The 12,828-nt window shown below is 61.3% G+C and carries 10 protein-coding genes; 4 read left to right on the forward strand and 6 right to left on the reverse strand.

What is annotated here, in order from left to right; genetic code table 11:
• Positions 1 to 85: 85 nt before the first annotated feature.
• Both ACYVIT_RS20585 and ACYVIT_RS20590 read right to left on the reverse strand, forming a co-directional pair.
• A complete protein-coding gene (locus ACYVIT_RS20585; protein ID WP_415804336.1) occupies positions 86 to 508 on the reverse strand; it encodes a GlcG/HbpS family heme-binding protein in 423 nt (140 codons plus the stop codon).
• Positions 509 to 532: 24 nt separating this feature from the next.
• Positions 533 to 1,546, reverse strand: coding sequence for a zinc-binding alcohol dehydrogenase family protein (locus ACYVIT_RS20590; protein WP_415804337.1), 1,014 nt, complete (start codon positions 1,544 to 1,546; stop codon positions 533 to 535).
• A gap of 140 nt (positions 1,547 to 1,686) precedes the next feature.
• Between ACYVIT_RS20590 and ACYVIT_RS20595 the strand changes: the two genes are divergently transcribed.
• On the forward strand, positions 1,687 to 2,613 hold the full coding sequence (locus ACYVIT_RS20595) for a LysR family transcriptional regulator (protein ID WP_415804823.1): 927 nt from the start codon (positions 1,687 to 1,689) through the stop codon (positions 2,611 to 2,613).
• Positions 2,614 to 2,922: 309 nt separating this feature from the next.
• Here ACYVIT_RS20595 and ACYVIT_RS20600 read toward each other — a convergent pair whose 3' ends face one another.
• The 4 genes from ACYVIT_RS20600 to ACYVIT_RS20615 form a co-directional block, all read right to left on the reverse strand.
• Positions 2,923 to 4,107, reverse strand: a complete 1,185-nt coding sequence (locus ACYVIT_RS20600) for an acetyl-CoA C-acyltransferase (protein WP_415804338.1) — start codon at positions 4,105 to 4,107, stop codon at positions 2,923 to 2,925.
• A 31-nt stretch (positions 4,108 to 4,138) separates the two neighbouring features.
• Entirely contained in the window at positions 4,139 to 5,401 is a 1,263-nt protein-coding gene (locus tag ACYVIT_RS20605) for a multidrug effflux MFS transporter (protein ID WP_460478285.1), read from the reverse strand.
• Positions 5,402 to 5,413: 12 nt separating this feature from the next.
• Entirely contained in the window at positions 5,414 to 6,118 is a 705-nt protein-coding gene (locus ACYVIT_RS20610; protein ID WP_415804340.1) for an SDR family oxidoreductase, read from the reverse strand.
• A 165-nt stretch (positions 6,119 to 6,283) separates the two neighbouring features.
• A complete protein-coding gene (locus ACYVIT_RS20615; RefSeq protein WP_415804341.1) occupies positions 6,284 to 7,774 on the reverse strand; it encodes an efflux transporter outer membrane subunit in 1,491 nt (496 codons plus the stop codon).
• 97 nt (positions 7,775 to 7,871) lie between these two features.
• On the opposite strand from ACYVIT_RS20615, the gene ACYVIT_RS20620 reads away from it, so the two are divergent.
• The 3 genes from ACYVIT_RS20620 to ACYVIT_RS20630 all read left to right on the forward strand — a co-directional run bounded on the left by ACYVIT_RS20620 (position 7,872) and on the right by ACYVIT_RS20630 (position 12,751).
• A complete protein-coding gene (locus tag ACYVIT_RS20620) occupies positions 7,872 to 8,489 on the forward strand; it encodes a TetR/AcrR family transcriptional regulator (protein WP_415804342.1) in 618 nt (205 codons plus the stop codon).
• A 75-nt stretch (positions 8,490 to 8,564) separates the two neighbouring features.
• Entirely contained in the window at positions 8,565 to 9,662 is a 1,098-nt protein-coding gene (locus ACYVIT_RS20625; RefSeq protein WP_415804343.1) for an efflux RND transporter periplasmic adaptor subunit, read from the forward strand.
• Positions 9,659 to 12,751 (forward strand): efflux RND transporter permease subunit, encoded by a 3,093-nt coding sequence (locus ACYVIT_RS20630; protein ID WP_460478286.1) that lies wholly within the window; start codon positions 9,659 to 9,661, stop codon positions 12,749 to 12,751. The genes ACYVIT_RS20625 and ACYVIT_RS20630 overlap by 4 nt, the downstream gene beginning before the upstream one ends.
• The last annotated feature ends 77 nt before the right edge of the window (positions 12,752 to 12,828 follow it).

A 12,828-nucleotide genomic window follows, 5' to 3' on the forward strand; every position in this document is an offset into this window, starting at 1 on the left:
TGTTTTCTTCATTTTTATTTCATGTGGATAGAGAGACGGCCCGGTATCTATTCGCGCCATTCAGGATTGCCAGGCACTGGCCTCGTTACAGAAAACCGACGTGACGCAAAGCGTCCTCGGCAGCCTCGTGGTCTTGGGTGGAAGTCCCGCCGGATATACCGATGCCGCCCAGGATCTGTCCTTCGTGAATGATGGGTACGCCACCGCCGACCGGCGTCATGCGTGGGTGATGCGCCAGCGCGGCCACAGTGGGGTCTGCCATGTGCTGGTTCCATTGATGTGTACTCAGGCCAAACGAGGCAGCCGTCCAGGCCTTGTCCGTCGCCACACCAACGGTGAGGAAAGGGGCCGTATCTGCGCGCTCAAAGACACGCAGATGCCCTCCTGCATCAGTGATGGCGATGGTCGCGGCGAATCCACGCTCGGCACAAGCGCGACGCGCCTCTGCCAGCAATGCTTGAGCGGCATCCAAGCTGATCGTCGCCGTATTGATGATTTGCGATGTCATTTGCGTGCTTCTTTTCAATAGCGTTCAGGAGTTGACGATCACGACTTTGCCGATCATGCTGCCGGCCTCGACCAATGCATGCGCCTGGATCAGACTCGCGGCGTTCATGCCATCGATGCGCTGAGTGAGGGTGTGTTTGATATCACCTCGATCGACCAGATCAGCCACCCGGCGCAGCAAGGCATGTTGGCGAGCGATGGATTTGGTGGAGAACATGGCTCGCGTGAACATCAGTTCCCAGTGGATCGAAATGGACTTGCCCTTGAATGGTCCGATATCCAGATCCACGGGATCGTCGATGAGCGCGAACTGACCCTCGGGGCGCAGCACCGCGGCGATCTGTGGCACATAGGCTGCGCTGTGGGTCAAACCGGCGACATGAGAGACGTGCTCGATACCGAGCTCGGCCAATTGCGGTGCCCAGGGCTGGCTATGATCGATCACGTGGTGCGCGCCATGCGCCAATACCCAGTCGCGGGTTTCTTTGCGCGACGCTGTGCCGATGACGGTCAGGCCCGTCAAGGTGCGCGCCAATTGCGTCAGGATGGAGCCGACGCCGCCAGCGGCGCCAACGATCAACAGGACATTGTTGTCCGTGGGGTCTGCCTCCTGCACACGCAGGCGGTCAAACAGCAATTCCCAAGCGGTAATGGCCGTCAGCGGCAGCGATGCCGCTTCGGCGAAATCCAGCGAGGTCGGCATCGGTCCAACGATGCGTTCGTCGACAGCGTGCAGTTCGCTGTTGCTGCCCGGACGCGTGATGTCACCGGCGTACCACACGCGGTCACCCTGTTTAAAGCGCGTAGCCAGCGGCCCGGTGGCACGGACGATGCCGGCGGCGTCCCAACCAAGGATGCGAGCGCCATTCGCGGGAATATCGCCACCGAGCCGAACCTTGGTGTCAACCGGGTTGACCGATACCGCTTTGACCTCGACCAGCAGGTCGTGGTCACGCAGTTCCGGCACCGGCACCTCAATGTCTTGCAGGGCCTGTGGGTGCGTGACGGGATGATTTTGGTGTAAGCCTATGGCCTTCATGAGAGGACTCCTGGGATAGCTGAAGATGATGGGATCCCAGAAGGTCATTGGCTAACTGGGAAGACGGACTTCATGCTAACTTTCTTCAATCTCCAGATAAATCCGCTAAAAACCTAAACACTTTCTTTGATTTGATGAAAATCATTCGACTCGATGACGTTCAAATCTTTGTACGCACTGCGGACGCCGGCAGTTTCTCGGAAGCGGCACGTCAGCTGAACATCGCGCCCGGCGTGGCTAGCGCGTCTGTACAAAGGCTCGAACGGACGCTCGATACCCGTTTGTTCACACGCTCCACACGCAGCATGCAACTGTCGGAGGCCGGCGAGCGCTACCTGCCCCATGCGCGGGCGATGATTGACGCGCGGGAACAAGGCGAACAGGCCTTGGCCGACGGCCGCTCGGCACTGAGCGGCCCGCTAAGGCTGTCGATGCCTTCCGATTGCGGGCGCAACGTGCTGCTGCCGTGGCTGGACGAATTCCAGCACGAGCACCCGGGGCTGTCGCTGCACCTGAGAATGAGCGACCGCCCTGCTGACCTCATCCGCCAGCCGCTGGATGCCGTCGTCCGCTACGGCACGTTGGCCGACTCGTCGCTTCTGGCGCTGCCTCTGGCCAGTCACAACCGGCGTGCGTTGTGCGCCGCACCGGCATACCTGGAGCGGCACGGCACCCCGATCAAGCTCGACGACCTGCGGCGTCACAACTGCCTCCGGTATGTCTGGAGTGAACAGATCTATGATCGATGGCGCTTTACATTGCCCGGTGGAGATCGCACCGTGGCGGTCACGGGCAACCGAGTCAGCGATGATGCCGATGCCGTGCGTCGCTGGAGCGTCGCCGGCGAAGGTGTGGTCTACAAATCGCGGTTGGACCTCATTGACGATCTGAAGGCGGGCCGGCTGGTGGAGCTGCTTCCCCACACGCATTGCGAGCCTGCCCCGTTGCACCTCATCTGTGCCCACCGTTCACGACTGACACCCGCGATCAGCCAATTGCATGCTTTCCTGCGGGAACGTTGCGCCGCCCTATTGGCCAGCCACCCACCCCAAGACGAGATTGGCTGAGTTGGCCGAGCGGCAAGGGGCTATACCGGAAGCAAATGCCGTTCTGGAAAGACGACATACGCGGTCATATCGATGCACCGAGTTCTTCGACCAGTCGCTGGATCATGTGGTCAAAGCACGCTAGTTGAGCCGCGCGGCCCTTAAGCCCGCCCATCCTGCGGACGATTGAACGCCAGATAGGCTACCGCATTGCGCGTCGCGCTGGTCCGGCGCTGCCATGCCACCTCTTCAGTTACCCACTGACAGCCCTCGCCGCACTCCAACCTCCCACGCCCCCTTCGCCTCCTGTGCAAGGTGGTTGGGCCCGATTCAGCGCGGAATCTCGATGGCGATGGCTGTCGCTTCGCCGCCACCGATGCACAGCGACGCCACTCCGCGGTGCAGGCCGCGCCGACGCAAAGCATGCAGCAAGGTGACGATCAAGCGGGCGCCGGTCGCACCAATGGGATGGCCGAGCGCGCAGGCGCCACCATTGACGTTGAGGCGCTCGTACTCGATGCCGAGCTCCTTGGCCGCAGCCATGGCGACCACGGCGAATGCTTCGTTGATCTCGAACAGATCGACGTCACCCAACGTCCAGCCCGTCTTGTCGAGCAGCTTGCGGATCGCTGGAATTGGCGCCGTCGTGTACCAGGCCGGCGTCTGGCTGTGGGTGGCGTGCGCCCTGATCTCGGCCAGGATCGGCAAGGACTCCCGCTCGGCCCGCGAGCGACGCATGAGAACCAGCGCCGCAGCACCATCGGCGTTGGCCGACGCGCTTGCGGCCGTAATCGTGCCGTCGGCGCGGAAGGCGGGCTTGAGCGTCGGGATCTTGTCGGGCGAGACCTTCAGCGGATGCTCATCATTCGCGACGATTCTGGCGCCACCCTTGGCCTCGATCGTGATCGGAGTAATTTCGCCGGCGAAGGCGCCGTTCTCAATGGCCGTGCGGGCGCGCATCAGCGTCTGCACGGCATAGGCATCCTGGTCGGCGCGGGTGAAGCCGTAGGATTTAGCTGTAGCCTCCCCGAAATCGCCCATCGCCCGGCCTGGCTCGTAGGCATCTTCCAGGCCGTCGAGCATCATATGGTCGAACACTCGGTCGTGCCCGGCGCGGTAGCCGCTGCGCGCACGTGCAAGCAAGTACGGCGCGTTCGACATCGACTCCATGCCACCAGAGACGACGACTTCGGCGGCTCCGGCCAGAATCAGGTCGTGCCCCAGCATCGTGGCCTTCATCCCTGAGCCGCAGACCTTATTGATGGTGGTCGCACCCGTCGCATCGGGAAGGCCCGCGCCACGCGCTGCCTGGCGGGCTGGAGCCTGCCCCTGGCCAGCGGGCAGGACGCAGCCCATCAAGACTTCCTCCACGCGGTTGGCCGGCAGTCCAGAGCGCTCCAGGGCGGCGCGGATGACGTGTGCGCCAAGCTGCGCGGCCGATGCGGGCGCCAGGTCGCCAAGAAAGCGGCCAAGCGGTGTGCGTGTTGCAGCGACGATGACGATGGGGTCAGACATGGTTGATTCCTTGGTAAGGGTTGCGCGTGCCCTACGGCGCGGTCGAGTGCCGTTGACGAAAGCCAGCGGCGAAGACGATGAGGGACAGTGCGGTGCAGCCGGCAAGGACGAGGCCCAGCGCGGTGTAAGCCGTCACATCGAACGTGCTGGCGATACTGATGGTGAGTGCCGCGCTACCCATCTGGAGGAAGCCGAGCAGCGCCGAGGCCGTCCCCGCCTGGTGGCCGAATGGTTGCAGCGTGATCGCGGTGCCCAGCGGGTTCACCATGCCCATGCCGAACAGGAAGACCGTGAGCGACAGGCTGAACATCGTGACGGTCTGCGGGCTTGCCAGCAGCAGGGTGCCTCCGGCAAGCGCGATGACGATACCCGCCGTTGCCATTGGCTTCTGACCCCAGCGATGCGCCAGCCGCGGCGCCAGCAGGCCGGCGGCAAATACCACGAACACGGTTGTGGCGAAGAACATCCCAAGCCCGAGCGAAGAGAAGCCCAGGCCGTCCATCAGGATCGCTGGCGCCGTCGCGAAAAAGCCGTAAAGCCCGCCAACGACAAAGCTCACCGATACAGCTGGCACGATGAACAGGGGATCGAGCAGCAACTGCACATAGCCCTTCACGATGGCGGCCATCGAGACTGCCGCACGTCGATCAGCAGGGTGCGTCTCGCCGGTACTGATGATGTAGTGCGCCGCGAGTACGAGTCCGAGCGCACCTACCAACATAAAGGCACCGCGCCAGCCGACCACGCTGTTCAGCGCACCACCGAGCAGCGGCGAGAAGCCCGGCGCGGCAGCCATTGCCACCATGATCAGTGCCAGGGTCTTAGCGAGCGCTTCCCCTTCGAAGAGATCACGTGCGATGGCGCGTGACAATACGGAAGCTGCGCAGACGCCCAGAGCCTGCACGACGCGGCCAACGACGAGCCAGGGTAGGCTCGTCGCCAGCGCGCACAACGCGCTGCCCGCCAGGAACACAACAAGCCCGCCCAACACCAGCCATTTCCGACCGAAGCGGTCCGACAGCGGCCCAACAAAGAGCTGCCCTACCGCGAAGGCGACGAAGAAGCTGCTGAGAGTGGCGCCGAGATCGTTGGTCGAGACACCGAGCGCGCTCCCCATGTCTGGAAACGCGGGCAGGATGATGTTGGTCGACAACGTTCCCAGCGCGGCCAAGCCGGCCAGCAGGAAGAGCAGCGAACCGGTCAAGTGACGCTGGGTTGGTAATCGGTGAGCGTCGAGGCCCGTACTGCTCGGCACTGTCTGCAGATTGGGACTCTCCGTGGTTTGTCCGGGCATGGGCATCTCCAATCAGCCGGCAGCCATGTCGTTGAGGTAGACGCCATGCGACAGGCCGTGCTTGACCTGGAGGGACGGTTCGTCGACGGTGACTTCTTCCTCGCCTGCTTCGAGCGCATCCAGCGTGCGGCACACCACGTCCGCGGGCTTGGCCTTGGGAACGTCAAAATCGCGCACGAGGTCGGTGTCGATGAAGCCGCCATGAAACCCCAAGACCTGGGTACCCTGGGCCCGCAGCTCGTGGCGCAATCCATTGGTTAACGACCAGGCGGCTGCCTTCGAGACGCTATAGGCGGCGATTGCCGGCGAATTGATCCAACTCGCGATGGAGAGGATATTCACCAGCGCGCCGCCGCCGTTGCGCCCCAGGATGCCCGCAAAAGCGCGACTCGTGTCCAGCGCGCCGAAAAGGTTCGTCTCCAGTTGCTCGCGCAGCAGCGCGTCGGAGTTGTCAGTTAGGAGCCCCCCCAACCGGGCGATGCCTGCGTTGTTGATCAACACGGTGACATCGCCACAAGCACGTGCGGCTTGCGCGACCTCTTCCGGCTTGGTCACGTCCAGTTGGATCGGCACCACGCCGGGGAGCGTGACCGAGGCTGGATTGCGCGCCGCAGCGTAGATCTTCGCGGCACCGCGTTCCAGTAATTGCTTGGAGAACTCAAGACCGAGACCACGATTGGCCCCGGTGACCAGAGCAACAGAACCTTTGAGCTTCATGGGAAATCCTTCTGCGCTGAGCGCTTCTCGTTGATATGACGGACGTAATGTTTACGGCCGTGAAAAACTCCGCCTCCGCTGGCATGTCGGTGGGATGTGTGCCTTTGCGCGCACATGCTCCGACGATGCCGAGGCCTGTCACGACGACGCGCTTGCTTCTATCGATCATCGGGCTACCTCTTCGTCAAGAGTGCGAGCCTGCGCCCTTGCAACTGCCACGTCTTCTGGCAATTCCCACCCACCGCCGAGAGCTCGGAATGACGCGATGGCCGCTCGTGCAGCTTCTGTCTGAGCTTGGGCATATGCATCACGTGTCTGCAGCAGATTCTGATCTGTGTCTAATACTTCGATCAGGCTTGCCGCGCCGCTCTGGTAGGCTGTGAGAGCCATTCTGTTGGCATGTGCGAAGGAGTCGACCCCCTGCGCCAAGGTGCGTTCCTGCTCCTCGCGCTTGACTAAAGCTATGAAGGCATCTTCGACATCCTGCGATGCTCGGAGTACAGCGAGGCGGTAGGCGGCCAGCGCCTCGGCAGTCTGTCCACGCGCTGCGGCGATCTGTGCGTCAACACGACCGAAGTCAAACAAGCGCCAACGCAGTCCAAGCACTCCTTGGGCTTGCGATGCGCCATCAGTGAAAAGGTTGCCCGAAGCAGTGGTGGCCGTGCCCAGCAAGGCGCCAAGCGAGAACTTGGGGAAGTACTCGGATATGGCCATACCGATGCGAGCGTTTGCTGCCGCCAACCGGCGCTCGGCAGCGATGAGGTCTGGCCGTCGACGAATCAGGTCGGCGGGCGTGCCCGCATGGCCGATAGCGGGGGCATCAGGAATCGCTATGACCTCGCGGAAGTCTTCGCGATGGGTTCCAGGTTGAACGCCAAGCAGCACGTCCAATGAGTTCATTGCCGAGTCCAGCGCAGCCTCAAAAACCGGCACGCTCGCTTCGACCTGAGCGAGTGCACCTTGCGCCTGCCGCACGTGCAACTCGGGGGCTACGCCTTTTTGGTATTGGAGTTCGACGATGGACAGCATCCGCCGCCGATTCGCAGCCTGCTGCCTTGCGATCTCCAGGCGCGCCTGTAATCCACGGATCGCAACGTAGGTGTCGGCAGTCTGCGCGGTCACGGCCAGTTGGATTGCGACAGCTCCTGCTTCCGACGCCTCGTATGTGGCCGAAGCCGCTTCTTTACCGCGTCGAAGGCCACCGAAGAGATCAAGTTCCCAGCTCGCGCCGGCACCTATTTCGTAGTACTCGCCGCTGCGGTCGAAATCAGGCGTTGCATTGAGCAGCTTGCCCAAAGGCGTTTGTACGGACTGGTACGACTTGACGCCTTGCGCGTTGACATTCCCCGAGGGCAATAGGGCCGCATTGGCCGCCCCCAACAACGCTCTTGATTGCTCCAGGCGAGCACTTGCTTGGGCAATGTCCAAGTTCTGCGCAAGCGCCAATTTCACAAAACGATTCAACAGCGCATCATTGAACCCTAGCCACCAGGTCTCCAAGTTGGGAGCACCGGCCTTCTGACGCTGATCGATCGCGGCTTGGCCTAAGTATTCTTTCGACTCGGGCGCTGCCGGCTTGACGTAATCCGGCCCAACGACGCAGCCGCTCATGAAAAGCGTGAGCAGCAAGACAGACGTTTTTTTGCAGGCGCGCATGAAGACCATCCGAGAAAGTAAAACGAAAGTGACTAGTGACGAGTATACAATTTGGTCACTTATTGTCAACTCGTGCCGTACGGGGTATAAGATTTAAATGAATGAAATTGCATCTTCCTCAGCCGGCCAACGTGGGCCGGCTGACCACGATATTCGTGACCAGATCGTGGCTGCTGCCAACAAGCACTTCGGTCACTTCGGCTATGCCAAAACCACTGTGTCCGATCTCGCTAAGGCGATCGGTTTTTCCAAGGCCTACATCTACAAGTTCTTTGACTCGAAGCAGGCTATCGGCGAGGCCATCTGCAGTCAGTGCCTAGGCACCGTGCTGGCGTCGGTTCACACCTCGGTCGCAGAGGGAAAGTCCGCAACGGACAAGTTCCGCCGCCTCTTCCAGACGCTGGTTGCGCGGACGTCCGAGCTCTTCTTCAATGATCGGCAGCTCTACGAGGTTGCCGCCTACTCCAGCTCTGAAGGTTGGCAATCGTCGCGGAATTATGAAGAGCAGATCCGGGGTATCTTGCTGGAGATTTTGCGCGAAGGCAGGGAGAGCGGCGAGTTCGAGCGCAAGACGCCCCTGGATGAAACGGCGCGAGCAATCTTCCTGGTCATGCAGCCCTTCGTGAAGCCATTGCTGCTGCAGCACAACCTGGATCTCATCGACGAAGCACCGAAAGAAATTGCGGGCCTGGTCCTGCGAAGTTTGGCTCCGTAATTAACTAGTGACCATTGACGTTTTTGGTCATTAGGTACAGAATGGCCCCTCTTTGCGTTCCTGAGAGGTCCTCCTGTGCGTCGTCATCGCGAGTTTTCGTTCGTATTGCTATCTGCATCGTTGCTCGGTTTATCCGCATGCACACCATCGGTTTCAGACGACCCACGCACAGAAACCAAACTCGTGCGTGTGGCGACCGTCGAAACGCCTACAGAGGCATCCCGCTCCTTCACCGGAGTAGTTGTTGCCCGAGTTCAAAGCGACTTGGGTTTCCGTGTTCCAGGGAAGATCGTCGAGCGATTGGTCGACACCGGGCAGAGTGTTCGCAAGGGCCAAGCGCTGATGCGCATCGACTCTTCCGATCTCGTTCTGGCCAACAGGGCGCTGGAAGAGGCAGTCGCTGCCGCAAAAGCACGCGCTCTGCAAACGTCGGCGGACGAAGAACGGTTTCGCGACTTGGTCTCTGCTGGTGCCGTATCGGCTTCTTCGTATGACCAGATAAAGGCGGCGGCCGAATCGGCCAGGGCGCAATTGCGTGCCGCCGAGGCGCAAGCAAAGATTGCACGCAACGAAATGGACTACGCCGAGCTACGGGCAGACGCCGACGGCGTGGTGATGGAAGCCATGGCAGAACCTGGTCAAGTCGTCACGGCAGGCCAGATCGTCGTGCGCCTGGCGCGTTCCGGTCCCCGCGAAGCGAGCATTGATCTGCCGGAAACCATGCGGCCGGCTATCGGCAGCGGCGCACGGGCCACGTTGTATGCCGGCGATAAAGTGGATGTCGCCGCCCGCCTCAGGCAGTTGTCCGACCGCGCAAACCCGGTCACGCGGACCTTCGAAGCCCGCTATGTCCTCGACGGCGTCGCCGCGCAGGCCCCGTTGGGCACCACGGTGACGTTGCAATTGCCTGACCGCAACGCTTCACCGTCCTTGTCCATCCCGCTGGCGGCCGTACATGACCCGCAAGGCAAAGGGCCCGGCGTCTGGGTGATCGGCGGCGAACCGCTGAAGGTGACCTGGCGCCCCATCCATCTGCTCTCGATCTCCGAGGAAACCGCGCGCGTTCAAGATGGTCTGAAGCCGGGCGAGCGCTTTGTTGCTCTGGGTGCGCATCTGCTGCACGAGGGCGATCGTGTCCGCCTGGCTGGCCAGCCGCAGGGTGATCGCAAATGAGCGGCTTCAACCTTTCCGCCCTCGCGGTCCGTGAGCGCTCGATCACGCTGTTTCTCATTGTCGCCATCGTCATCGCAGGTGCCTACGCGTTCCTGAAACTTGGACGTGCGGAAGATCCGAGCTTTACCGTAAAGGTAATGACGTTCTATTCCGTTTGGCCCGGCGCAACCGCCCAGGAAATGCAGGATCAGGTTGCCGAGCCGCTCGAAAAGCGCATGCAGGAACTCAAGTGGTACGAACGCGCCGAGACGTTCAGCCGTCCGGGCCTCGCGTTTACCACCGTGACGTTGCGCGACAGCACGCCGCCGGGGGATGTACAAGAGGAGTTCTACCAGGCCCGCAAGAAGCTCGGCGATGAACGGCTGCGACTACCGCCTGGCGTCATAGGCCCCTTCATCAACGATGAATTCTCCGATGTGTCCTTTGCCCTGTATGCACTCAAGGCGCCGGGCGAACCCCTGCGCCTGCTGGCTCGCAAAGCGGAAGAACTGCGCCAGCGGCTACTGCAGGTCCCAGGGGTCAAGAAGGTAAACATCATCGGCGAGCAGCCGGAAAAGATCTTCGTCGAGTTCGGGCATGAAAAGCTGGCCAATCTGGGCGTTTCCGTTCCTGACATATTCGAGGCACTGAATCGCCAGAACGTGGTGACGCCGGGAGGAACCGTCGAAACCCACGGACCGTCCGTATTCGTGCGCCTGGATGGTGCCCTGGACGATCTGGAGAAAGTTCGCGCAACGCCGATCGTCGCGGCGGGACGAACGCTGAAGCTGTCCGACATTGCCGACGTGCGCCGTGGATACGAGGATCCGCCGTCATTCCTGTTGCGCAGCGAAGGCGAGCCCGCGGTGATGCTCGGCGTGGTCATGAAGGATCGGTACAACGGTCTTGACCTGGGCGCCGCGCTGGAAAAAGAGGCTGGCGCCATCCAGAACGAGATGCCCTTGGGCATGACTTTCACCAAGGTCACGGATCAGTCCGTCAATATCCGTGAAGCCTACGACGAATTCATGATGAAGTTCTTCGTGGCCTTGGTGGTGGTGATCGCCGTGAGCTTGCTCAGCCTCGGGTTCCGGGAAGGGATCGTGGTGGCAGCGGCGGTGCCGCTGACGCTGGCGGCCGTGTTCATCGTCATGCTGCTTTCGGGACGGGATTTTGATCGCATTACCCTTGGGGCCCTGATTCTGGCGCTTGGCCTTTTGGTGGACGACGCCATCATCGTGGTCGAAACGATGGTCGTGAAGATGGAGGAGGGCCTGGATCGAGTCCATGCCTCCGCGCAAGCGTGGACGACGACCGCGGCGCCTCGCCTGGCCGGCGCGTTGGTCACGGCGATCGCGCTGATGCCGGTCGGTTTCGCACAGTCGACTGCCGGCGAGTACGCCGGCAACATCTTCTGGGTGGTGATGTTCTCACTCTTATGTTCATGGGTCGTCGCCGGTGCGTTCACACCCTACCTCGGCGTAAAGCTGCTGCCCAAGATCAAGCCGATCGCAGGCGGCCACGAAGCGATCTACGGAACGCCCAACTACCGCAGGTTGCGCGATTTCATCAGCCGCATGGTCGATCACAAAAAGAAGGTTGTACTGGCCGTCATCGGTATTTTCCTTTTTGCCTTCTTCGGCATGGGCTTCGTCAAGCAACAGTTCTTCCCGATTTCGGATCGTCCGGAGGTCCTGGTAGAGGTTCAGATGCCCCAGGGCACCAGTATCCAGGAGACCAGCAAGGCCGTGGAGGAAGTCGAGGCGTGGTTGCGCAAGCAGCCCGAATCCAAGCTGGTGACCAGCTATATCGGCGCTGGCGCACCACGTTTCTATTTGGCAATGGCACCGGAGCTACCCAACCCCTCCTTTGCCAAGATCGTGATCCTCACCGACAGCGAGAAGGAACGTGAAACCTTGATCAACAAGACCCGGCGCGCCGCTGCCGATGGTCTTGCACCGCAGTCCCGCATCCGTCTGAACTACCTGGTGTTCGGCCCGTACTCGCAGTTCCCAGTGGCCTTCCGAGTGATGGGCCCCGAGGAAGGAAAGGTACGTGAGATCGCCGGGCAGTTGAAAACCATCATGCAGAACAATCCGGCGATGCGCCAAGTCAATAACGATTGGGGCGAACGCGTGCCGAGCATGCATTTTGTCTTGGACCAAGATCGACTGAATGCAATTGGCTTGTCGTCCCAGGAGGCTGCTCAGCAATTGCAATTCCTGCTGACGGGCATCCCGGTAACTCAAGTGCGCGAGGATATCCGTTCGGTCGAGATCATCGCTCGCTCTGCCGGCACCGAGCGCCTTGACCCGGCCAAGCTGCAGGCGTTCACCCTCATGGGGCGTAACGGGCAGCGGGTGCCTCTTGATCAGATCGGCTCGCTCGAAGTGCGATTCGAGAACCCAATCATCAAGCGGCGTGACCGGATGATCACGATCACCGTACAGGGCGACATCGATGCCGCGCTCCAGCCGCCTGACGTCGCCATGCAGATCATCGCCGAAATGCAGCCGCTGGTGGACAAGTTGCCGGAAGGCTACCGGATCGAGACCGGCGCGGCGCTCGAAGAAGCCGGCAAGGCAAACACGGCACTGGCAGCCGTGTTCCCGGCAATGCTGGCATTGATGATGATCGTGATCATCTTTCAGGTGCGCTCCATTTCAGCGATGCTGATGGTCTTGTTGACCGCCCCACTCGCACTGGTAGGCGTCGTCCCGACGCTGCTGTTGTTCAACCAGCCGTTCGGCTTCAACGCCATTCTGGGCATCATCGGGTTGGCTGGCATCATCATGCGCAACACGTTGATCCTCATCGGGCAGATCCACTTCAACGAGCATGAGGGCATGCGTCCGTACGACGCGATCGTGGAGGCGACTGTCCAACGCGCGCGTCCTGTCATCCTGACGGCGTTGGCGGCCGTGCTCGCCTTCATTCCGCTCACCCTCTCGGTGTTCTGGGGGTCGATGGCTTACACCCTGATCGGTGGCACCATTGGTGGAACCATCCTGACGCTGATCTTCTTGCCGGCCCTTTACGCCTTGTGGTTCAGGATTCGAAAGGACACGGTCAAGGATCTGTCGGATCAGGACATCCGTGAAGAAGAGTAGGTGACCAAATTGGCTGTGACCGGCAACAAACACATGCTTCAGCCAACGTCGATAACACTATTCGTTGCTCTCGGGCT

The sequence above is a fragment of the Bordetella muralis genome, assembly GCF_054781015.1.

Excerpts from the sequence above, each read along its gene's own strand:
- ACYVIT_RS20590 (WP_415804337.1), bottom strand. The coding sequence starts at position 1,546 with ATGAAGGCCATAGGCTTACACCAAAATCATCCCGTCACGCACCCACAG.
- ACYVIT_RS20605 (WP_460478285.1), bottom strand. The coding sequence starts at position 5,401 with ATGCCCGGACAAACCACGGAGAGTCCCAATCTGCAGACAGTGCCGAGC.
- ACYVIT_RS20585 (WP_415804336.1), bottom strand. The coding sequence starts at position 508 with ATGACATCGCAAATCATCAATACGGCGACGATCAGCTTGGATGCCGCT.
- ACYVIT_RS20610 (WP_415804340.1), bottom strand. The coding sequence starts at position 6,118 with ATGAAGCTCAAAGGTTCTGTTGCTCTGGTCACCGGGGCCAATCGTGGT.
- ACYVIT_RS20615 (WP_415804341.1), bottom strand. The coding sequence starts at position 7,774 with ATGCGCGCCTGCAAAAAAACGTCTGTCTTGCTGCTCACGCTTTTCATG.
- ACYVIT_RS20630 (WP_460478286.1), top strand. The coding sequence starts at position 9,659 with ATGAGCGGCTTCAACCTTTCCGCCCTCGCGGTCCGTGAGCGCTCGATC.
- ACYVIT_RS20600 (WP_415804338.1), bottom strand. The coding sequence starts at position 4,107 with ATGTCTGACCCCATCGTCATCGTCGCTGCAACACGCACACCGCTTGGC.
- ACYVIT_RS20620 (WP_415804342.1), top strand. The coding sequence starts at position 7,872 with ATGAATGAAATTGCATCTTCCTCAGCCGGCCAACGTGGGCCGGCTGAC.